This window comes from Ensifer sp. D2-11 (assembly GCF_054161295.1).
In genome coordinates this window covers 7,501-29,686 of sequence record NZ_CP096433.1, presented here as the reverse complement: position 1 = coordinate 29,686, position 22,186 = coordinate 7,501, and the positions used below count along the sequence as shown (strand labels likewise).

Below are 22,186 nucleotides of genomic sequence, written 5' to 3'. Positions count from 1 at the left end.
TAATTTGCCTCGACTATTGTGCCGGACGTTTCTGGCTGTCTTCGTAGGGCTTGTTGGGATTGGATGGGGCGTGAAACGACAAGAGCGGGATAAGGAAAAGTGTGTGCGGTTTTCCACCCGCGCCCCGCGTCTCAACTTTTTAGAATCGATCACGTTCATGGTTTCAGGTCGATCCGATCTAAATCATCGTGATCCAGGACGCGCCGATCGCCGCAAGGAGTTTCAGCCTCGCGGCGGGCGGCGCAAAGCGATTGGGATCGGTGCATGAGGCACACGTTGGCCGAGGTAATTGAGATCGATCTGCAGGCGCAGCCGCCCAGACTGCAATCTGTAGAGCTGCAAGCGCTCTACCGGAGAGAAGGCGAAGTCACGCGCCGGATGGCAAGCCGCCAGGGCCTCTGGGTGGCCGTGGCCGTCTATCTGCTGTTCGCGGCCACGGATATCCTGCTCGTTCCGGATGTCGCGTTTTATGCAATCCTGGCACGCCTTGCGGTGGGCGCTACGGCGATTGCCGCCATCGAGACATTGTTTCGGCTGGATGCCGAGACGAAGTGGTTCGATCTCACCTGCGCAGGGGCACTCGTGGCGGGCTATTGGGGTTGGCTGTTCCCGTCGCTGATGACCAGCCAGACCGAGAGTATTTCCTATTACATGATTTTTGGCGCGATATTCATGATGGGCGCCAATCTATTCTTCAGTTTTCACTTTCGCCTGTCGGTCGTAACCTCGGGAATCGTCCTCGCCACGTTCTTTCTCGCCTTGATTTTCTATATACCGAAAAGCGTGTCCTATCAGGTCGCCTTCGGAACCTTCTACGTCTCGTGCTTCGTCTTCACGTCCTATGTGAACTGGAAGCTCAACCGGGAGCGCTACAAGGTCTTTCTCAATGCCTTCGAGGCGAAGATCCAGCAGAAGGAAGCCTCGGACCGCGGAAAAGCGCTGCTGCGGCTGTCGCATACCGATTCGCTCACGGGCCTCGACAACCGTCGCGCGGTCGACCAGAAGCTCCGGGACTATTGGAGCGACTGGCAAAGAGGCGGGAAGAGCTTCGCAGCAATCCTTATCGACGTCGATTTCTTCAAGCGGTACAACGACTTTTACGGCCATCAGGAAGGCGATCGCTGCCTCGTTCTCGTTGCCAATGCACTGAAGGAGTCGATCGCGCCGTACGATGGCTCGATCGGCCGTTATGGCGGCGAGGAATTCATCGTGCTCGCACGGCTGAAGACGCGGGAGCAGGCTGCGGATCTGGCGGAAGCCGTACGGCACAGTGTCGAGACGCTCGCGCTGCCGCACGAACAGCGCCGCGACGGCATGTCGATCGTGACGGTGAGCGTCGGCGCGGGTTTCACCCGGAACCAGATCGGTTCGAAGCTCGAGAGGCTGATCCATGAAGCGGATCGCGCTCTCTACGGGGCAAAGGCCAACGGCCGTAACTGCGCGCGCCTCTTCGATCCGAACGACCCGCAAAGCAGCGACGAAAGCGAGAACATCGCCGCGCTCCTGAAAATTGCGATCGACCAGAATCTCGTCTCACTCGTCTATCAGCCCATACGTGACGTCGCCACCGGCCGGGTAGACGCGGTCGAGGCATTGATGCGGCTCAAGATGCTGGATGGCACGTCCGTCCCTCCGAGCCTCTTCGTGCCGATTGCCGAGAGGACCGGGGCCATTCTCGATCTCGGCCGCTGGGTCATAGGCATGGTGTGCCAGGAACTCCTGGCAAGCGAGCATGTGCCCGTCGTCAGCGTGAACGTCTCGCCGATCCAGCTCAGATCGCCAGGCTTCGCAGCTTCCGTCGCGGCCATTCTCGGCGAAACCGGAGTGGCCGGCAGCAGGCTCGCCTTCGAAATCACCGAGGGGCTCGAGATGGAGATGCATTCCGATATCCTGCGTTGCATCGCCGATTTGAAGACGCTGGGCATCAGAATATGGCTCGACGATTTTGGAACCGGCTTCGCCGGCCTGTCATGGCTGCGCCTGATCGACTTCGACACGGTGAAGATCGACCGATCGTTCCTTCACGATTGCGACACGCCCAAGGGCAAGGCGATGCTCAGGGACATTATCGGCCTGGTGCGAAACCGCGGGCACAAGATCCTGGTCGAGGGTGTCGAGACGGAGGAACAGCTCGCGCTCATGCGGCAATTCCGGATCGACCACGTCCAGGGCTTCCATGTGGGGCGACCCGCGCCTGCGCGAAATTTCCAGACCCCTCCGCCGACGGACAAACGCCGGAGCCGCGCGAGGCCGCATTAGATCACGATGTTTTTAGGGTCGGGTCGACCTAAAAGCATGAACGTGACCGATTCCAAGAGGTGGAGACGCGGGATGCGGGCGGAAAACCGCACACACTTTTCCTCATCCCGCTCTGATTGGGCCGACCGGCAAGGGCGGAGGGAAGGACGCTTCCCTCAAGATCTTCGCAACCGCTGTGCGACCCCGGATCGCTATTTCCGCGCGAGGCTGAAGGAAAAATGGCTGCCGCGGTGGTAGTCGACGGAATAAACGACCGGCACGCCGCTCGCATTGAAACAGGTCTCGCGGATCAGCAGCGCCGGCCCGAAATCCCGCAGATCGTTGCGCTCCACCACGTCCTCCGGAAGCATCACCGCCGTGACCGTAGCAGCGGACATGCGCGGCCGGTGTCTATACTGGTCGAGCAGATCGAGCAGCGAGCCGCCCCATTCGATGTCATAAAGGCGGCTCGGAATGATGCTGCGCGGGATGTAGTCGAGACAATAGAGGATCGGCTCGTCCTTGTGCAGACGCAGACGCTCGAGACGGATGACACGTTCGCCGCTTGCGAGCCGCAATTGCCCCGCCGTGACCGCGTCGGGCATTTCCTCGGCGATCGAGAGTACCTTGTTGACGGTCGCATAGCCGTAATGGCGCGTCATGTCGGTGACGCTCTCGAAGACGGTGATCGGCCTTTCGACATGGACCGCAGACGCCGCCGAAACGAACCGGCCGCGGCCGTGTTCGACATAGATGACGCCATCCTGTTCCAGTAGCTTCAATGCCTCCCGCAGCGCCGGGCGGGATATCCTGAAACGCTCCGTCAGCTGCGCCTCCGTCGGAAGCTTGTCGCCCGGAGCGAGCCCCTGCTCCCGGATCAGATCGGCGATGCGGTCGCGAAGCTGTATGACCAGGGTGCGCGTGTCGCGAAGGGGCTCGGGCAATTCCTCTCTCCCAATGACGGCAAAATATGATCCTTCTTGTCTGACAAATCCAGGAAGGTCAAGGGACAGCTCTTCTAGCTTATACCCTTGCTGGAACTCGCTGGCAGAAGGTGCATTCGGCCGATTATCTCCCTTGACATTTTCATGCGATGTTGTCAGTTGTCTTACAACATTGTTGGCACCAGCCGGCGATCGCCACCACCTGTCGAGAGAGAACCATGCTGAATTTTGACGAACAGAGATTCCTACGCATCCAGTCGGGCGCCGTCGCCCTGCGTCAACGCCTGGACGACGTCGTCGTCTCCTGCCTTGAAAAGGGTGCGGAGAACGTCTTTTTCCTCGGGACCGGCGGTGCCGCCATTCTCATGCAGCCGGCCGCCCAGTTGCTCCAGCGCAGGTCGCGCTTTCCGGCCTTCATCGACCTGCCGGCTGAGCTCTTCATCACCGGTTCGGTCAACCTGACGGAAAAGTCGATCGTCGTCATTCCGTCGCTCTCCGGCACGACCAAGGAGAGCGTGGCTCTGCTCGCAAAGGCGAAGGAGGCCGGCGCGACGGTCCTGTCGCTGGTGGGTCACGAGGAAACGCCGCTCGGCAAGGGCGGCGACCATGCCTTCGTCAACTTTGCCGAAGACGACACGTCCTGCGAGTCCTTCTACCTGCAATCCCTGTTCATCGCGCTGTCGATCATGCGTCACCGCGGCGAGATCGAGAACTACGACCAGATCGCCGGTGAACTGGAAAGACTTCCTGGGCTTCTCCTCGAAGTGAAGCGCGGTTACGAGGACAAGGCCGAGACCTTCGCCCGCGTTCTGGCGGGCTCCGACTACCACATCGTCACCGGCGCCGGAAACGCCTGGCCCGAGGCCTTCTACTACGGCATGTGCATCCTCGAAGAGATGCAGTGGATCCGGACACGCCCGGTCCATGCCTCGGACTTCTTCCATGGGACGCTCGAGCTCGTGGAAAAGGGCGTCAGCGTCATCCTCTTCAAGGGCGAGGACGCGCTGCGGCCGCTTGCCGACCGGGTGCAGAATTTCGCGCCCAACTACACGGACAGGCTGACCGTGCTCGACACGGCCGACTTTGCGCTGCCCGGCATTTCGCAAGAGGTACGCGGCCTCGTCTCGCCGATCGTTCTCGCAACCGTGCTCGAGCGCATCAGCGCACACCTCGAAGTGATGCGCAACCACCCGCTGACGACGCGGCGTTACTACAAGCGCGTGGCCTATTGAGCATGGACGCCCGATAAACTAGCACGGCCGCAATTGCTTCCGCATTCGCGGCCGTGACGCCGCAGGACAAGAGATCGCCATGACTTCCTTCCGATTTGCCGCAGTCGGCGACAATTGCATCGACCGCTATCGCGCGCCACTTCGCCAATCCTATGTCGGCGGCAACGCGATCAATGTCGCCGTTCAACTTGCAAGGCTCGGCCACGGCTCCTTCTATTTCGGCGCCGTCGGCCGCGATTCCGACGGCGCCCAGGTTCGCCGCCTGCTGCTTGCAAACGGCGTCAATGTCGATCACCTGCTCGCGCGCGACACCAACACGGCCTACACAGATATCGACGTTACGCCTGCCGGCGACCGCATCTTCGTCCATGAAGACTTCGGGGCCTGCGCCGGATACCGCCCCGATGCCGGCGAGATCGAGCTGCTGAAGACCATGGACCATGTGCATATCGGCTGGCTGGACGACGGCGGCCTGTTGCGCCGTGCACTATCTGCCGCAGGCGTCAGCGTCTCCCAGGACGTCTCGGTCAATGCGGCAGCCGCAGATCTCGAAGTCGACGGCCTTTCGATCGCCTTCGGATCGGCCGGCGAGGACGAAACGAGTGCAGAGAGGCTGACCGGCGAATTTCTCGCGCGCGGAGCCCGCCTCGCGGTGGTCACGCGTGGTGCGCTCGGCTCGCTCGCGAGCGACGGCGCCGAGGTAGCGTCCGCGGGCATTCGTCCGGTAGAAGTCGTCGACACGACCGGCGCCGGCGACAGCTTCATCGCCGGCTTCATCGCCGCCCGCCTGGAAGGGCGCGCCCTTGCCGCATGCCTCGAGGCCGGCAGGGACCTGGCCGCGAATACATGCACGCATGTCGGCGGCTTTCCGCAGGAACCGCAGTCGATCTGACGGCGCGGCGAATGGGACGGATTACTCCTATGCCTCGCCCCCTCCCAACAATGACTCCAGCAACGTATGACGCGGAGACGCAAAGGGATTGACGACTGTTACGCCGCCCGATGTGAAGCCATCCTGAAGGTCTTCGGACAGCAGCAGCCGGCAACCGGCCTGCGAGGCGGCGGAAAGGATCACCGCATCCCAGATGCCGAAATGATGATCGGTTGCGAGGTCAGCCGCCGCCACCATGATTTCGGGCGAGGTCCCGACGATCGAAAAGGCGTCTCGCCAGCCTAGAATGGCCTCGCGGGCGTCGGCCCGTGACCTTCCTGCCTTGCGCACGAGAACATTGAACAGTTCTCCAAGCACCTGAACGGGAATGACGGCAGCCTCCTGCGGCAGATTGCGCACCAGTTCCAGAACGATATCCCGCTTCTCGATACCGTTGACGCCCTCCGCATAGGCGAGGACGTTGGTGTCGAGCGCGACCCTCACCGCTCGTCCTCGTAAAGCTCATCGCGGGCCCAGCGCCCGGCAATCACGGCGGGCTGACGTTCGAGGCGCGACAGCAGCGCTGTTCGCGCACCGGAAACCGCGTTATCGCTTTTGGCGGCGGGAACGATGCGCGCGACAGGCCGTCCGTGGCTCGTCACGACATAGCTGTGCCCCTCCCGCACGCTGCGCAGGATAAGAGAAAACTTGCGGTTGGCATCCGCTGCCGAAACGGCTTCTTCCACGGCAATACCTCATCAGTAGTTATATTGCCTACAATAATGGAAGGCGACGCGCTCCGCAACTTCATATGATCGGTATCGCCAGCCAGTGCCTGCCTCGGCCAAAGCTTGCCCGAGCAGCGATGGGTGCGCACAAATCCTGCCATATGCATCAGTGCAGGAGCTGGCTGAGAAACAGGCTCGCCCGATCCGTCTTCGGATGCGCGAAGAATTCGTCCGGTTCGCCCTCTTCGACAATGCGGCCCTGGTCCATGAAGATCACCCGATCGGCGACCTGGCGTGCGAAGCCCATTTCGTGGGTGACGCAGACCATCGTCATGCCGTCGTTTGCGAGCGCCACCATGGTGTCCAGCACTTCCTTGACCATTTCAGGGTCGAGTGCAGAGGTCGGCTCGTCGAAGAGCATGACCTTCGGATTCATGCAGAGCGCCCGCGCGATCGCCACGCGCTGCTGCTGCCCGCCCGAAAGTTGGCCCGGATATTTGTTGGCCTGCTCCGGAATGCGCACGCGGTTGAGATAGTCCATCGCGATCTCCGTCGCCTGGGCGCGCGGCAAGCGCTTGACCCACATCGGCGCCAGAATGCAGTTTTCGAGAATCGTCAGATGCGGGAAGAGATTGAACTGCTGAAACACCATTCCCACTTCGCGCCTGATGGCATCCACCTTGCGCTCATCCTCGCCGACTTCGACGCCGCCGACGACGATGCGGCCCTGCTGATGCGCCTCGAGCCGGTTGACGCAGCGGATCAGCGTCGACTTGCCGGAACCGGAGGGTCCGCAGATGACGACCTTCTCCCGCGGCGCGATGGACAGGTTGATATCGTCAAGGGCATGATACTGGCCGTACCACTTGTGTACGCCGCTGAGCGTGATCTCCGGCGAAGCGATGTCGATCGATGTTGGCATTGTTGTCTCCAGGATTATTTCAGGACGAGCCAGCCGGAAAGCACGATGACGAGCGCGCCTGCGACCGTGTGCAGTTCGATGGGGGCGGCAAAGAACAGCGCCCCGTAGAGGCAGCCCCAGACGATCTGGCTGTATTGGAAAGGCGCAACCACCGAGGCGTCGCCCATGCGGAAGGCGCGCACCAGCAGCAGATGACCGCCGAGCATGAAGAGGCCGGCGAAGAAGGCTATCAGCAGATCGCCCGGCCCGACCGGCGCCAGTCCGCCGCCGATCGACGCAACGGCCAGCGCGACCGCGGCGAGCACCACGAGCAGCGTCGAGACGAGGGCAAGGTCGCTCTCCGTCGCCTTGGCGCGGCGCAGCAGCACGAGCGAGAGCGCGAAGACGAGAGCCGACCCCGCCGCCGCGGCGTGACCGAGATTGAGCGGCGCGATCCCCGGCCTGAGCGCAACCGCAACACCGAGGAAGCCGACGACCACGCCACACCAGGCAAGCATGGACAGGCGTTCCGCAAGCAGGGCGAAGGCCAGCACCGCCACAAGAACCGGAGTGAGGAAGGCGAGCAGATAGGCTTCCGACAGCGGCAGCACCGAAAATGCGTAGTGGATCAGAAGCGTATCGACGGCGAGCAGGAACGCCCTCAGGAGCGCGAGCCCCGGATGACGCGGCCTGAGCGACGCCGTTGTGCCGGTGACGCCGGCGTAGACGGCAAGCATCGCGAGCGCTGCAAGCGTCACCATGAAGGTCACCTGCGGCACCTCGAAGCGCTCTGCGAGAAGCTTCACCAGCACATCCGTGCCCGAAAACATGGCGAAGGCCAGGAAGCCCAGGGCGGCAGCGCGCAGGTTGCGCGGCATGCCGCCCGCGGCCGGCGCGACAGTCGCGTCAACGGACATTGAAGCGTCCGAACCGTGCCTCGACACGGGACTGCATATATTCGAGGCCGATCGAAAGGATCCAGTAGATCATGGAGGCCGTGATCAGCATTTCGATGTGACGGAACTCGGTCTGTCCCTGGGTGCGGGCGAGATACATCAGTTCCCAGACGCCGACGACGGAGATCAGCGAGGAATCCTTCAGCATCGCGATGAACTGGTTTCCGGTCGGCGGAATGATCACACGCATCGCCTGCGGGAGGATCACCAGCCCCATCGTCTGGCTCGGGCTCAGGCCGAGCGCGGTCGCACCTTCCGTCTGCCCCCGCGGAATGCTCTCGATCCCCGCCCGGAAGATTTCGGTCATATAAGCGCCGTAGCAGAGCGAGAGCGCAAGGATGCCGGCCGGCACGGCGCTGATGACGTAACCCACCTGCGGCAGACCGAGATAGATGATATAGATCTGCATCAGGAGCGGCAGGCCGCGAAAGAGCGACGTGTAGAAGGTGGCGAGACCGTAGATCACACCGTTCTTCGACAGTTTCGCAATTGCGCCCACAAGCGCGATGACGGTCGCGACAGCGATCGAGATCACCGAAATGTAGAGCGTGGTGACGACGCCCTGCGAGATCAGGAAGCTGAGCTTCTTGGCGATAAAGGCAAAGGAAAGATTGAAGGAATAGAAGAAGAGCATCAGGAGCGCGAAGAGCTCCAGCCAGACGCCGGCCACCTGCCAGCGGCGAGGCAGCTGCCGCAGGGCCTTCCAGTTCAGCGCCGCTATCACCGCGATCATCACCGCGCCGACCAGCCGTCCGAGCGCGGGATTGGCGGCCAGCCACTCCGAGCTCGTCGGCAGAACAAGGCCGATCCAGGCCGGGCTGACACCCAGGCTGTAGACCGTCAGGGTTATCAGCGCGAGCAGGAGAAACGTCCCGGTGCGCCGCGCTGCATCCGGATAAGTCAGAATCATACGACCGATCATTTGGTTCTCTCCGGCATTCAGGCCGCGCGCTCGCGCCACCAGTCTTGAGCTTGCAGTTTCCAGTAGGTGAGCTGGGCTACCGCCAGACCGGCATAGCCGCCGGCCCAGACGAGCCCGAATGGCTTGAACAGCTTGTAGCGGTCGGACTGACCAAGGATGCCTTCGGCCACCAGCTTCCCGCCGATGGCGGTCGTGTTCAGCCCATGGCCGCCAAAGGCCGTGCAATGCCATACGCCGGGTTGCATCTCGCCGATCTGTGGCATGAGGTGGCGCGCGTAGGACATCAGTCCCGACCAGGCAAGCTCGGTCTTCAGATCCTTGAGCTGCGGATAGGTCCCGACCATTTCGCCCCGGAGTTCCCCGGCCAAGGCTGCCGGTGAGGCCGCACGGGTGGTGATGCGCCCGCCCCAAAGCAGGCGCTTCCCGCCCTCGACCAGGCGGTAGTAGTCGCCGGCGCGGCGGTTGTCGCCGATCGCGTCCGTGGTGGCGATGGCGGTACGAATGAGTTCCGGCGCTTCCTCGCTCAGCATGACATAGGTCGCGATCGGCAGGAACGAACGTTTCAGCCGCCCGTTCAGGGAGCCCGTATAGCCGCCGGTGGTGAACACGACATGACGCGCTCTGACACGGCCGCCAGACGTGGACACGGTCTTCTCGGCACCGTCGAGCACGCTCCCGGTCGCCGCCGAACCTTCATAGATCCGTCCGCCCAGCCGTTCGATCTCGCGCGCCAGTCCGCGAAGATAGTTGAGCGGATGCATGTGGAAGGCTTTGGGGTCGCGCAAGGCGTGGAAATATCGATTCGACTTCAGCACCGAACGGACTTCGCCGGTGGAGAGATAGTCGAGCTCATAGCCGTAGATGCGCCTCATCTCGTCGGCATGCGCTTTCAGGCTGCCTCCGTCGTCGTAGCGCAACACGCTCGTGATGCCGGGCTGGGGCCGTGCGCCGTCGATTTTCAGCGCCTCGATCGTCTCGCGGACGAATTCGACGCCTTCGATCGAAAGCCGGTGTATCTGCCGCGCCGCCTCGGTCCCGGCCATGCGGGCGATGTTGTCGCTGCCGGTGGCAAAACCCGGGCTGACGAAACCGCCATTGCGGCCGGACGCCCCGAAGCCTACGCTTTCCGCTTCGAGAACGACCACCGATTGCCCGGCGCGCGCCAGCTGCAACGCCGTCGTCAGACCGGCGAGCCCGCCGCCGATGATCACGGTATCGCATTCGACCGTACCGGAGAGGGGCGGTCTGACATTCGTTTCGGCTATTGTCTGCTTGTAATAGGTATTGGGATAGGACATTTTCTCTCGCCCGTCGACCGCGGTGGCAAGCGGAGGGGCGGCGAGCCGCCCCCCGCAGGTATCGGTTCAGTCGGCGCTGTAGTCCTTGCCGTACCACTTGGTGGTCAGCGTCGCGAGCGTGCCGTCCTTCTTCATCTCGTCGATGATGGAACCCACCTTCTTCGTCCAGTCCGGATCGACTTTTTCGGCGATGACCACAAGCGGCTCCCTGAAGGCATACTCGCCCTCGAGGACGCGCAGCGGATAGCCGTTCTTCACCGCGTTGAGCGCGGTCTGCTCCGGCGCGATGACCGCATCGAGGCGCACCCCGTCGCCAAGGCGCAAATCGTCGAAGGGCAGCATGGAATCGGCGAAGGTGCGGATCTCGCCCGGCTCGATCTTATATTCGATCGGCGGCAGGCCCGGCGCATCGATCTCCAGCTGACGGCGGATGAAATCTTCCGACGTGGTCGCCGTTTCGACCCCGATGATCTTGCCGTTCAGGTCCGCGACGGATTTCGCCTGGCTGTCCTTGTGAAGCACGTAAACATAGGGGCTGAAGTAATAGATGCCGGCGAAATCGATGACCTGGGCACGCGCCTTGGTGGGGGTGACGGAGCCAACACCCAGATCGTAGCGCCCTTGCCAACGGCCGCCGGTCAACGTCGCCCAGTCGGGCGTTTCGAAGCTCACTTCGACGCCGAGACGCTTGGCGATCTCCTTGGACACGTCGATGTCGAAACCGACCAGCTCGTTGCTGTCGTCGAGATAGCTCTGGGGCGGCCAGCCGCTGTTGGTGGCGACCACCATGGCCTTCTTGCCCATGACCCGGTCGAGCGTCTCACCCGCCTGTGCGGCGGTTACGAACGCCAGTGCGGCAACGCCGATAGCGAGCTTTGCAAATAGTCCTTTCACGCAATCCTCCTCTTCGATAAGCCAGCCCTACAGCGTCGCGTCTCTCGCAAGGCGCGCAATGGTCGCTGTAGCACTTCGACTTGCTGCATGATCCACGGAACATGCAGCGTGCTCCCAGTTATAAGATGTCTGACAACTGAATTAGTAAATCCTACTGACGCGGTGTCAAGGCCGCATGGCGCACGCGGCCATGAAACGAAATGATGAGACTATGCGAATCGGTGATGGACTCGGCCGGAGTGCGAAGGAATAAGGCGGCGTTGAACGCGACGGCGTGGAGCCAGGCTCTACACACTATCCTGAAAGCGCGCCAAGGGCTGGACGCGGAAAGGCGGAGCCCGGCATCCGCCAGAGCCCCGCCTACGCAGCAATGACAACTTCAGGTGGCGATCACTCGGCAGCCGTTGCGGTGCGGCTGAGCAGCATCAGCCCTTGAGCACGCTTCAGGCATTCGGCCTGCTCATTGCGATAGCGCGGCCCGATCTCCATCATCAGCACTGTCTCGGGCAGGAAATCCAGTTCACCGAAAATATCCTCCCAGTCGATGTCGCCCCAGCCGAGCGGCATGTGCAGGTCGCCGATACCGAGTGCCGTCGCCTCCTGCGGATAGAACGCCTGATAAAAGGCCTGCGGGCGGCCGAAGGAATCGTGGACGTGGAGGTGTCCGGCAACGGGCGCCATGGCGCGGATCTGCTCGCGAAAATTCAAGCCGCGATAGGTGGACTCGATATAGGCATGACTGAAGTCGATCAGCGCCACCAGATTGGAATGGTCGACGGCCCTCACCGTCTCGGCGATTTCGGCCGGCGTCTGGCGATACTGTCCCGGCGCCGTTGAAAAGATATTCTCAAGCGCGATGCGCACGCCGTAGGGGCGTGCGAATTCCGCGAGCTCGAACAAAGCGTCACGCTCGCGCCGGTCTGCCTCCGCCCGCTCGAAAAGCTGCTCGGCGCGCAGGTGACCGCCGTGCTGAACGATGATGCCGGCGCCGATGCGATCGCAGATCTCGACCAGCGCCTTTGCCGCCTCCAGCTGATAGGCCGCCGTTGCCGGATCCATGAAGTTCGAGGAAACGAGGCCGTGAACCGTGTAGCGAAAGGGAAACTGGCGGGTCAGCGCCACAAGCCGCTCCACGCGCTCCTTGATCAGTCTTCCGCCGGCGATGAGGTCGATGCTGGTCAGGCCAAGCTCGACCGTGTCGACGCCGAGTTCCCTCAGTCGGCGCAGGTCGGCCTCGAGGCTCTCCAGTTCGCCGTCGACGGAACCCGAACTGAAGCCGGTTGCGATGATATTGCTCATTGATTGTCCCCATTGAGATGACCGGCTACGACCGGACTAGAAAATACGCGTTTCCGGTCGGAAACCGCTATAACTTTTCCTCTAAGCGCACTGATGCGACTTCGGCGTCACGGAAGCCGAGCGCCAGATCGGGACTGTCCGAGGTCAGATGCCCGATCCCCCTTTCGAGCCAGCGGCGGATGCCCGCTTCCTCGTTGAGGGTCCATACGCAAAGCCGCTCCATAGGCACCGAGCTACGGATGAGTTCCCACTGGTCCGCCATCAGTTCGTGGTGGATCGCTACGATGTCCACGAGGTCGTCGGCGGCCGGGAGAAAGGCAGAGAGGCCGCCTTGCCGCGCCGCCCAGTCGGCATTGACGGAGACGAGACGCGCGACATGCGGCGCATGGAGGCGGCACTCCTCGAGGACCGATATATCGAAAGACGTGAGATGGGAGCGGTGGTCGACGCCGAAGCGCCGCAGTTCCGCCGCTACTCGGGCGGCGATGCCGGGGTAAGGTGTTCCCATTTCGTCGGACTTGATCTCGACGTGCAAGTGAAGTCCGTCCCTGGCTGCAAGTATGCCCAGCACGTCGCTCAATGTCGGGATACTCTCGTCCGTATCGCGCAACCGCGTCGCGAGCCGCCCCGCGGGAGAAAGCCGGCGCACCGGTCCGGTCGCGTGTACGGTCCTGTCGAGCGCGGCGTCGTGAATGACGAGCAACTCTCCTGAATCGGTCAGGTGCACGTCGAACTCGATGGCATCGACGCCGAGCCGCAGCGCATTGCGGAAACCCGTCAGCGAGTTTTCCGGCCAGAGATTGCGGGCGCCGCGGTGGCCGATGATTTTCGTCATGGGATTGGTCCTCAACGCACGGTGGGATCGAGCTTGTCGCGAAGCCAGTCGCCGACAAGCGAGATGGAAAGGGTCGTGAGCATGATCACGGCGGCCGGAGCGAGCATGATCCAGGGAGCGCGGGTCAGATATTCGCGCCCGAAGCCGACCATGTTGCCGAGGCTCGTTTCCGGCGGCTGCACACCGAGACCGAGGAATGACAGCCCGCTTTCCATCAGGATGATCTCCGGAAACGTCAGCGTCATCGACACGATCAGCGTCGATGCGACATTGGGCAGGATATGGCGGAGATAGACCCGCGCCGGAGTGGCGCCGAGTTGCACCACCGCGGCAGCATAGCCCTGCGCCCCGGCCGAGATCGCCAGGCCGCGGGCGATGCGCGCGTAGCGTTCCCAGCCGTAGAAGCCCATGAGACAGACGAGCAGCACCATGGAGGAGCCGAAGAAGGCCAGCACCGCGAGCGACATGATGAGAAACGGCAGGGCCGCCTGGAAATCGGCAAGCGCGAGTACCAGATGCTCGGTCAAGCCCCGAAACCGCGCTGCCGCGAAACCGAGCGCCGTGCCGAAGACCGCCGAAAGCACCGTCGCACCGAAGGCGATGATCAGCGAGACGCGGATCGACTGGATCAGCCGCGACAGCACGTCCCGGCCGAGCTCGTCGGTGCCGAGCCAGTGCTTCAGCGTTCCGGGCCCCGACAGCCGGCTCGTCAGGTCCATCGCCGTGATGTCATAAGGCCGCAGGAAGCCGGCAAAAAGCGCGATGACGATCATCGTTGCGAGCCAGAGGAAGCCGAACGCCACCGATAGAGGCAATTTGCGGCGAAGGAAGGAAAGGGAGCCTCGTAGCCATCCTGCAAGAGGCGATCTCTCTGCCAGATCAACGGAAGCCATAGCGCATCTCCTTGGAACTAATGCCCGGCATGCGAACGCAGCCGCGGGTCGAGCCAGCCGTAGAGCAGGTCGACGACGAGGTTCGACATCACCATTGCCGCGGCGATGATCAGCAGAATGCACTGCACGACGGCGAGGTCGCGATTGCTGACCGAAACGATCAGCAGCCGCCCGATGCCGGGCCAGGAGAAGATCGATTCCACCACGACCGCGCCGGCGATCAGCGACCCGACCATGAAACCGACGATGGTGACGATCGGGACTGCGGCGTTGGGAAGCGCATGGCTCCAGATGACGTCGCGCCATTTCAGCCCCTTCGCCGAGGCCGTGCGGATGTAGGGCTGCCCAAGCACCTCGATCATGGCGCTGCGCGAGAAACGGGCAAGAATGCCGATCCCGCCGATGCTCATCGTGATCGTCGGCAGAATCCCGTGCATCCAGGTATCCTGCCCGCCGGACGGCAGCACGCCCAGAAGAACCGAAAAGATCAGTACGAGCACGAGGCCCATGACGAAGGACGGAACGGTAAAGCCGATGATCGCCAGCGTGATCACGCCGCGGTCGGCGAAGCTCTGGCGGTGGAGCGCGGCATAGACGCCGGCGGGGATACCGATCATCAGCTTCAGGATCAGCGCCGGAAGCGTCAATTGCAGCGTCGCGGGCACCCGCTCCAGAACCAGTCGCAGCGCCGAGGCCTTGTCGCGCATCGACACGCCGAAATCTCCGGTGAAGATGGACTTGATATAGGCGAGGTATTGTACCCAGATCGGCTGGTCGAGACCCCAGGTTTTGCGGAACGCGTCGACGGCGTCCTGAGGCACATCGGGACCGAGCATCACCTGGGCCGGATCGCCCGACATGCGCAGCACGACGAAAGCGAAGGTCACGACGGCGAGGATCGTAATCACGGCGCGCATCAGACGCACGAGAACGAAGCGGATCATGCCCGTCTCCTAAGGGTCTCGACCGACGCGGTTTCGCCCGCCACCGCATGACAGGCCGCCGTCCGGCCGTTGCCGGTCCGGCGAAGCGCAGGCACGCTCGTGCGGCAGATGTCGCGCGCAACGGGACAGCGGGGATGGAAAGCGCAGCCCGAGGGACGATCGGCCGGGTTCGGCGGTTCGCCCTGCAGGATCACCCGGCCTTCGAGCGGCTTGCCCGGGACCGGGACGCTCGAGACGAGCGCCTTCGTATAGGGATGCTGCGGCGCCCGGAAGATCACGTCGGAAGAAGCCTCCTCGACGATCCGGCCGAGATATATCACCGCGACGCGGTCGGCGATGTTGCGCACGACCTTCAGATCGTGGCTGATGAAGATCATGGCGATGCCGTTCTTTTCCTGGAGATCGCGCAGCATGTTGACGACCTGCGCCTGGATCGAAACGTCGAGGGCGGAGACGGGCTCATCGCAGACCAGGAGCTTCGGCCGCGAAGCAAGGGCGCGGGCGATGACGGCCCGCTGCCGCTGGCCGCCGGAAAGCTCATGCGGGAAGCGCCCGGCCTGGTCGGAGCGAAGCCCGACAGCCGCCATCAGTTCGGCAATGCGGGCGGCCTGGTGTTCTTTCGGGACGAGCCGGTGAATATCGAGCGGCTCGCCGATCTGCGCTGCAATCGTCAGGCGCCGGTCGAGTGCCGCAAGCGGATCCTGGTAGACGAGTTGCATCTTGGCGCGCAGCGCCCGCCATCCGGCCGTACCGTATTTCGGCATAGGGCTTCCCTCGAAGCGCACCTCGCCGGCCTGCGCCGGATCGAGCCCCAGAAGCATCCGCCCCAATGTCGATTTGCCGGACCCCGATTCGCCGACGATTCCGAGCGTCTCGCCGGGCATGACCGCGAGCGAAATCCCGTCGACGGCGCGCACCGGGCTTGGGCGGCCGAAGAGCCCGCGCCGGACTTCGTAGATGCGCACGAGTTCGTCCGCTTCGATCAGCGCAGTCACGACATCAGCCCTTCGGGAACTCTTCTCTCAGCGTCGCCGCGCGTGACCGCTGGCACGGGGCGCATGCAGGCAAGGCGGCGTCCGTCGCCTTGGGGCTCGAGATGCGGGTAGTCGCTCCCGCAGGCATCGACGGCGCGGGGGCACCGGGGCGAGAAGGAACAGCCCGCAGGCAGATGTTTCGGGCTCGGTACGGTCCCCGGGATAGGGATCAGCCGGTCGCGCGGCCCGTCGATCCGCGGAATGGCATCGAACAGTCCCCGCGTATAGGGATGCCGCGGCTCCGAGAAGAGTTGCGCCACGCTTCCCTCTTCGACGATCCGGCCGGCATACATGACGCATACGCGATCGCAAACCTGCGAGACCGCGCCCAGATCATGGCTGATGAAGACGAGCGCCATGCCGGTCTCGGCCCGAAGCGTGTTCAGAAGATCGAGGATCTGCGCCTGGATGGTCGCGTCGAGCGCCGTGGTCGGCTCGTCGGCGATCAGCAGGTCCGGCTCGCCCGCGAGCGCCATCGCGATCATCAGGCGCTGGCACTGCCCACCGGAAAATTCGTGCGGATAAAGATCGAAGCGCCGCGCCGCATCGGGAATGCCGACCATGTCCATCAACCGCAGGGCCTCGACGCGCGCCGCATCTCCGCGAAGACCGCGGTGAATGTAAAGCGCCTCGACGATCTGGCGGCCGATGCGCAATACGGGATTGAGAGAGCTCGAAGGGTCCTGGAAAATCATTGCGATCCGCCCGCCGCGGACCTCCTCGAGAGCGGCGCGGCGTGCCCCGCACAGTTCCCGGCCGTCGATCCGGACAGAACCCGTGACAGCCGCCTTGCCCGGAAGCAGCCCGAGCGCCGCGAGCCAGGTCACGGACTTGCCGCATCCCGACTCGCCGACGAGGCCGACAGCCTCTCCCTTGGCAACATTGAGATCGATGCCATGCAGAACCTGAACGCCATCGAAAGCGACCTTCAGGTCCCGCAATGCTACGAGATCCGGCTTGGCAGCGCCCATTTCTCATTCCCGGTGTTTCGACCGCGGCATCGCCGCCCGGTCCTCAAAGGATTCCGGCAGCCGCCGGGCTGCCGGAACACGGCGTAGTCGAATTCAGCTGGCCCAGTTGGCGGCGCGGAAGTCCATGGCGAAGGCGGGCGCCGCCTTCCAGTTCAACGAAGACTTCATGCCGGTGAAGACCGCGTTCTGGTGAAGCACCTGGTAGACCGGGTCCTCGCGCTCGCAGATCTCGAGCATGCGGGCGAATGCCTTCTTGCGTTTCGCATGATCGGTTTCCGTTTCGAGGATCTGGGCCATCTGGTTGGCCTCGGCATTTGCCCAGTCCTTCTTCTGCTGAACCTCGCCGTTAGGCCCGAACTGGGCGACGATCGAGGAGACCGGATCGCTGAAGGCGGCGCCGGCCGACCAGTCGCGCACGCCCTTCGCGCCGGACGGGTCGTGGATCTGACCCCAGTTTTCCTTCATCTGGATTTCGACATTGAGGCCGACCTGCTTCCACATCTCGACCATGATCTGGCCGTTCGCAGTCTGGTTCGTGTAGTAATTGTTGAGAAGTCGGAACGGGATCGCATCGCCCTTGTAATTGGCCTGCTTCAGGAGATCCTTGGCGAGCTGCGGATTATATTCCGGAACCGCCCAGCCTTCGACGAACATGTCACCGTAGAAGGGGAACTGCAGGCCGGCCGGCACGGTCGTCTGACCGGACCAGAGCGCATCGACGATCGCCTGGCGGTCGATCGAATGGGTCATCGCCCGGCGGACGAGCGGGTCCTGAAGCGTCGGATTCTGGACATTGAAGACGGAAATGCGGTGGTTGTGGATCGTCGAGCCCTGGACCTCATATCCGGGTGCGGCCTGAACCGCAGCGATCTGGTCCGGCGGGAGGTCGCAGGCGAAGTCGTATTCGCCGGAGAGCAGGCCGTTGACGCGCGACGAAACCTCCGGAACCTCGACGAAGCGAATCTGCTCCAGCGGCGGGCGGCCGCCCCAGTAGTCGTCGAAGGCGACGAGCGTCAAGGAAACGTCCGGTTTATGTTCGCCGACCTATAGGGGCCGGTGGTGATCGGCTTGCGTGCCCAGTCCATATAGGTCGCCGCCTCGTCCCAGGCGCGACGGTTGGCAATCTGGCTGCCGAAGGCATAAAGGCGGCCCTCGATGGTGACGTCCGGCGTCGCGTTGTGGAAGCGAACGGTATGTTTGTCGACGGCCTCGACGCCGGCAAGCGCCGGCCAGAGGCGGCGCCCGGTGCCCGGCACGACTGCCGGCAGTTCCTTGGCGGTGGCCGGCTTGTGCTCATCCTCGAAGACCGTCTTGCCGCCTGCGGGCTGGGTGTCCCCGAACACGCGCTGCGCGGAGAAGCTGAACACGACGTCGTCGGCCGTGAGCTCGTCGCCATTGTGGAACTTCACACCCTGGCGCAGCTTGAGCTCGAGGGTCTTGTCGTCGATACGCTTCCATTCCGTCGCAAGGCCGGGAACCGGACCCTGATTGCCCATCCAGTCGCGCAGGATCAGACCCTCCCAGAGGTTTGGGAAGAACACGCGCTCACCGACATTCGACTGCTCGTTCCAGACGTCGAGTGTATTGTTGATGGTGATCTTCTGCACGGCGATGGTGACGGATGGGCGCTTGCCTTGGCTGAACGCGAAGCGCGGCAGGACCAAGCTGCCCGCAGTCGCGCCCATGAGGCCCAGCGCGGCGCGGCGGTTGATTGAAAGCATGAGACTCTCCTTTTGGATGGAATCGAGCACCCGCGCGGATGCTGTTCAGCGTCGGGTGTAGTTCCGCCAGACGTCGTCTTCCTGATGTTTGGGTGAAACTTTCGTGACAGGGGCTCGACGACCAAACTGTGGACGGTCTTGCCGACAGAGGTCCCTAGGAGACATCGCTTGCGCAACTCCGCGCCCTGTCGGCGTGCAGTGGAAAGCGATGATGAATGAAGCTGCAGTCATTGGGGGTAAGCGTCCAACCGAATGTCGTCAGACGCCAATTAGTTCACATGTGTAACACTGATGTGACGTATGTAACTCTTCTCCATGTCGCCTTGCCCGATTAAGGATGACATGCGTCTGACCAGACGCGCAGCGTTGCAGGGGGGGTGCATGGGGCAGCAGAGACTGATGGCCAAGGCCGCTTGGCTCTACCACGTGGAAGGACTGACGCAGGCCGAGATCGGCGAGCGCATGAGTCTCACACGCCGGAGGGTGAACGAGCTTCTTGCCGCGGCGCTGGAGCAGGGCATCGTCCGGATCAACTTTAGTTCACCCCTTGTCGAGAGTGTCGAGCTGGAATCGCGGCTGCGCGACCGTTTCGGATTGGATGATGCCGTGGTCATGCCCACCCCGGCCGATCCGCGCCTTCTCCACGCGGTCATCGGGCGCGGCGCCGCCGCCTATCTCGATCGCCTGATCCAGACGCGGAAACCACACTCCATTGGAGTTGGCTGGGGAGCGACCTTACGCGAGACGATGCAGCATATGACGCCCGCCAACGAACCCCGGATCGATGTCCGATCGATGATGGGCGGGCTGACGCATGGTTCGGAGATCAACACCTTCGAGATCGTCCGCGGCTTCGCGGAGGTGCTGAAGGCGCAATGCCACTACTTCGTCGCGCCTATCTATGCCGAAACTCCGCAATCGCGCGAGGCCCTGATTGCGCAGTCGGTGTTCCGCAAGACCTTCCGCCAGATCTGCGACGTCGACATATCCTATCTCAGCGCCGGCGACATGTCGCAGCACTCCCTGCAGGTGCGCTATGGCCTTCCGGAAGGGACGAAGGTGAGCGAACTCATAGCCCGCGGTGCGGTCGGCGATCTCCTCGGCCGGTATATCGACGCCGAAGGCAACCCCGTCGATCACCCGCTCAACCGTCAGGTGCTCTCGCCCGAGTTCGACGACTACCGCCGCATCCCCTGCCGCATCATTGCCTCGGGCGGTTCGCACAAGCACGACATTCTCCTGGCCCTGGCACGGGCAAGGCTGCCCACGATCTTGATCACCGACGCCCAGACCGCCATGGCGATGCTGCAGCGCGCGGAGGAAAGGTGATATCGACTGGAAACGACGCTGCAAAACGGCCGCCCTATCGGCGCTGGGTAGCCCTCAAACGCCAAAAGGCCCGCTGCTGCGGGCCTTTTGGCGTGTATGTGTATGTGTTTGGTTGCGGGGGCAGGATTTGAACCTGCGGCCTTCAGGTTATGAGCCTGACGAGCTACCGGGCTGCTCCACCCCGCGTTATCCGAGTAAATCTCGTCTGTTCCGTTCGGTCTGGCGATCGAAAGGCCGCTTGTCGGCGGCCGGTGTATCGGCCGAATGCATGAGAGAAGATGATCGGTTTTGTTTATCCTGCGTTTTGCAGACCTGGCAGCGACCTACTCTCCCGCGTCTTAAGACGAAGTACCATCGGCGCTGGGGCGTTTCACGGCCGTGTTCGGAATGGGAACGGGTGCAGCCACCCCGCCAGAACCACCAGGTCGGCAAAGCGCAAGATTGAGCCTGCGCTGCAGGCTCGAACCGATTTGAGAAGCTGGTGAAGCGATTGCTTCGTTTTGAACACGTCTTCTGTCTGTCGCCGCGGCCGTGAGGCCGCAAGCGCAGAGCGCGTCGCGCCTTGTGGCGCGCGCCGTCCGCAGCGCTACGCGCGTGAGGACAAAGAAAGTTGCGATGCTCATCTTCGATGAGCATAAGCAATGGGAACGATCAAGCCAATCGAACGATTAGTACCGGTAAGCTTCATGCGTTGCCGCACTTCCACACCCGGCCTATCAACGTGGTCGTCTTCCACGGTTCTCAAGGGAATACTCGTTTTCAGGTGGGTTTCCCGCTTAGATGCCTTCAGCGGTTATCCCTTCCATATATAGCTACCCTGCTATGCCCTTGGCAGGACAACAGGTCCACCAGAGATATGTCCATCCCGGTCCTCTCGTACTAGGGACAGATCCTGTCAATATTCCTACACCCACGGCAGATAGGGACCGAACTGTCTCACGACGTTCTGAACCCAGCTCACGTACCGCTTTAATTGGCGAACAGCCAAACCCTTGGGACCTGCTCCAGCCCCAGGATGCGATGAGCCGACATCGAGGTGCCAAACAACCCCGTCGATATGGACTCTTGGGGGTCATCAGCCTGTTATCCCCGGCGTACCTTTTATCCGTTGAGCGATGGCCCTTCCACGCGGGACCACCGGATCACTATGACCGACTTTCGTCTCTGCTCGACTTGTCAGTCTCGCAGTCAGGCGGGCTTATGCCATTGCACTCGACGAGCGATTTCCGACCGCTCTGAGCCCACCATCGCGCGCCTCCGTTACTCTTTCGGAGGCGACCGCCCCAGTCAAACTACCCACCATACACTGTCCCGGATCCGGATGACGGACCGCGGTTAGACATCCATGACGATAAGGGTGGTATTTCAAGGATGGCTCCACGAGAACTGGCGTCCCCGCTTCAAAGCCTACCACCTATCCTACACATGCCGACACGAATGCCAGTGTAAAGCTATAGTAAAGGTGCACGGGGTCTTTCCGTCTGACCGCAGGAACCCCGCATCTTCACGGGGAATTCAATTTCACTGAGTCTATGTTGGAGACAGCGGGGAAGTCGTTACGCCATTCGTGCAGGTCGGAACTTACCCGACAAGGAATTTCGCTACCTTAGGACCGTTATAGTTACGGCCGCCGTTTACTGGGGCTTCGATTCAGAGCTTGCACCCCTCCTCTTAACCTTCCAGCACCGGGCAGGCGTCAGACCCTATACGTCGTCTTGCGACTTCGCAGAGCCCTGTGTTTTTGATAAACAGTCGCTACCCCCTGGTCTGTGCCACCCCATCCTACTTGCGTAGAAAAGGGTCACGCTTCTTCCGAAGTTACGCGTGCAATTTGCCGAGTTCCTTCAACATAGTTCTCTCAAGCGCCTTGGTATACTCTACCTGACCACCTGTGTCGGTTTCGGGTACGGTCTATACGGTGGAGCTATTTCCTGGAACCGCGTCCCCGCCCGGACAATCCAATAAGTCCGGACAAGTTGAGCAATCCGTCACTACCACCAGGCCCACGAATATTAACGTGGTTCCCATCGACTACGCGTGTCCGCCTCGTCTTAGGGGCCGGCTAACCCTGCTCAGATTAACTTTAAGCAGGAACCCTTGGTCTTTCGGCGAGAGGGTCTCTCACCCTCTTTATCGTTACTCATGTCAACATTCGCACTTCCGATACCTCCAGGAC

18 protein-coding genes, 1 tRNA gene, 2 rRNA genes and 1 pseudogene (1 of these 22 cut by a window edge) are annotated in these 22,186 nt (G+C 62.4%); 4 read left to right on the top strand and 18 right to left on the bottom strand.

Going from position 1 to position 22,186, the window contains the following annotated elements; translation table 11 throughout:
• The first annotated feature begins 264 nt into the window (after positions 1–264).
• A complete protein-coding gene (locus tag M1D34_RS00140) occupies positions 265–2,259 on the top strand; it encodes a putative bifunctional diguanylate cyclase/phosphodiesterase (protein WP_013844880.1) in 1,995 nt (664 codons plus the stop codon).
• 191 nt (positions 2,260–2,450) lie between these two features.
• Here the strand turns inward: M1D34_RS00140 and M1D34_RS00135 are convergent, their stop codons facing one another.
• The gene (locus M1D34_RS00135) at positions 2,451–3,182 is read right to left on the bottom strand and encodes a GntR family transcriptional regulator (protein ID WP_003535703.1); all 732 of its coding nucleotides are present in this window, start codon (positions 3,180–3,182) and stop codon (positions 2,451–2,453) included.
• A 218-nt stretch (positions 3,183–3,400) separates the two neighbouring features.
• Here M1D34_RS00135 and M1D34_RS00130 point away from each other — a divergent pair, with 218 nt between their 5' ends.
• Positions 3,401–4,414 (top strand): SIS domain-containing protein, encoded by a 1,014-nt coding sequence (locus tag M1D34_RS00130; protein WP_003535705.1) that lies wholly within the window; start codon positions 3,401–3,403, stop codon positions 4,412–4,414.
• 79 nt (positions 4,415–4,493) lie between these two features.
• A complete protein-coding gene (locus M1D34_RS00125; RefSeq protein WP_107608452.1) occupies positions 4,494–5,306 on the top strand; it encodes a fructoselysine 6-kinase in 813 nt (270 codons plus the stop codon).
• A 27-nt stretch (positions 5,307–5,333) separates the two neighbouring features.
• Here the strand turns inward: M1D34_RS00125 and M1D34_RS00120 are convergent, their stop codons facing one another.
• The 14 genes and pseudogenes from M1D34_RS00120 to M1D34_RS00055 all read right to left on the bottom strand — a co-directional run bounded on the left by M1D34_RS00120 (position 5,334) and on the right by M1D34_RS00055 (position 18,681).
• On the bottom strand, positions 5,334–5,789 hold the full coding sequence (locus M1D34_RS00120; protein WP_003535709.1) for a PIN domain-containing protein: 456 nt from the start codon (positions 5,787–5,789) through the stop codon (positions 5,334–5,336).
• Complete coding sequence (locus M1D34_RS00115; protein WP_498780093.1) at positions 5,786–6,031, bottom strand: type II toxin-antitoxin system Phd/YefM family antitoxin; 246 nt, start codon at positions 6,029–6,031, stop codon at positions 5,786–5,788. The genes M1D34_RS00120 and M1D34_RS00115 overlap by 4 nt, the downstream gene beginning before the upstream one ends.
• A 148-nt stretch (positions 6,032–6,179) precedes the next feature.
• Positions 6,180–6,935 (bottom strand): amino acid ABC transporter ATP-binding protein, encoded by a 756-nt coding sequence (locus M1D34_RS00110; protein ID WP_498780091.1) that lies wholly within the window; start codon positions 6,933–6,935, stop codon positions 6,180–6,182.
• 14 nt (positions 6,936–6,949) lie between these two features.
• Entirely contained in the window at positions 6,950–7,831 is an 882-nt protein-coding gene (locus M1D34_RS00105) for a DMT family transporter (RefSeq protein ID WP_498780089.1), read from the bottom strand.
• Complete coding sequence (locus M1D34_RS00100) at positions 7,821–8,792, bottom strand: amino acid ABC transporter permease (protein WP_010970316.1); 972 nt, start codon at positions 8,790–8,792, stop codon at positions 7,821–7,823. The genes M1D34_RS00105 and M1D34_RS00100 overlap by 11 nt, the downstream gene beginning before the upstream one ends.
• A gap of 17 nt (positions 8,793–8,809) precedes the next feature.
• The gene (locus tag M1D34_RS00095) at positions 8,810–10,090 is read right to left on the bottom strand and encodes an NAD(P)/FAD-dependent oxidoreductase (protein ID WP_498780087.1); all 1,281 of its coding nucleotides are present in this window, start codon (positions 10,088–10,090) and stop codon (positions 8,810–8,812) included.
• 66 nt (positions 10,091–10,156) lie between these two features.
• Complete coding sequence (locus M1D34_RS00090; RefSeq protein ID WP_010970318.1) at positions 10,157–10,984, bottom strand: transporter substrate-binding domain-containing protein; 828 nt, start codon at positions 10,982–10,984, stop codon at positions 10,157–10,159.
• 390 nt (positions 10,985–11,374) lie between these two features.
• Positions 11,375–12,283, bottom strand: coding sequence for a TIM barrel protein (locus M1D34_RS00085; protein ID WP_028011466.1), 909 nt, complete (start codon positions 12,281–12,283; stop codon positions 11,375–11,377).
• A gap of 67 nt (positions 12,284–12,350) precedes the next feature.
• Positions 12,351–13,118: a glycerophosphodiester phosphodiesterase family protein gene (locus M1D34_RS00080; RefSeq protein WP_498780084.1), complete on the bottom strand. Its 768-nt coding sequence runs from the start codon at positions 13,116–13,118 to the stop codon at positions 12,351–12,353.
• An 11-nt stretch (positions 13,119–13,129) separates the two neighbouring features.
• Complete coding sequence (locus M1D34_RS00075) at positions 13,130–14,011, bottom strand: ABC transporter permease (RefSeq protein WP_498780082.1); 882 nt, start codon at positions 14,009–14,011, stop codon at positions 13,130–13,132.
• Between the two features lie 17 nt (positions 14,012–14,028).
• Positions 14,029–14,955, bottom strand: a complete 927-nt coding sequence (locus M1D34_RS00070; RefSeq protein WP_003535733.1) for an ABC transporter permease — start codon at positions 14,953–14,955, stop codon at positions 14,029–14,031.
• Positions 14,952–15,950, bottom strand: coding sequence for an ABC transporter ATP-binding protein (locus M1D34_RS00065; protein ID WP_498780079.1), 999 nt, complete (start codon positions 15,948–15,950; stop codon positions 14,952–14,954). The genes M1D34_RS00070 and M1D34_RS00065 overlap by 4 nt, the downstream gene beginning before the upstream one ends.
• The gene (locus M1D34_RS00060) at positions 15,947–16,960 is read right to left on the bottom strand and encodes an ABC transporter ATP-binding protein (protein ID WP_153320524.1); all 1,014 of its coding nucleotides are present in this window, start codon (positions 16,958–16,960) and stop codon (positions 15,947–15,949) included. The genes M1D34_RS00065 and M1D34_RS00060 overlap by 4 nt, the downstream gene beginning before the upstream one ends.
• Positions 16,961–17,053: 93 nt before the next feature.
• Positions 17,054–18,681: pseudogene (locus M1D34_RS00055) on the bottom strand (ABC transporter substrate-binding protein).
• Positions 18,682–19,062: 381 nt separating this feature from the next.
• Between M1D34_RS00055 and M1D34_RS00050 the strand changes: the two are divergent.
• Positions 19,063–20,010, top strand: a complete 948-nt coding sequence (locus tag M1D34_RS00050; RefSeq protein ID WP_498780077.1) for a sugar-binding transcriptional regulator — start codon at positions 19,063–19,065, stop codon at positions 20,008–20,010.
• A 109-nt stretch (positions 20,011–20,119) separates the two neighbouring features.
• Here the strand turns inward: M1D34_RS00050 and M1D34_RS00045 are convergent.
• From M1D34_RS00045 to M1D34_RS00035, 3 genes are all read right to left on the bottom strand, one after another.
• Positions 20,120–20,196: transfer RNA gene (locus M1D34_RS00045), tRNA-Met, on the bottom strand.
• Positions 20,197–20,320: 124 nt separating this feature from the next.
• A 5S ribosomal RNA gene (gene rrf, locus M1D34_RS00040) occupies positions 20,321–20,435 on the bottom strand.
• Between the two features lie 222 nt (positions 20,436–20,657).
• Positions 20,658–22,186, bottom strand: a 23S ribosomal RNA gene (locus tag M1D34_RS00035); it runs 1,277 nt beyond the window's last position.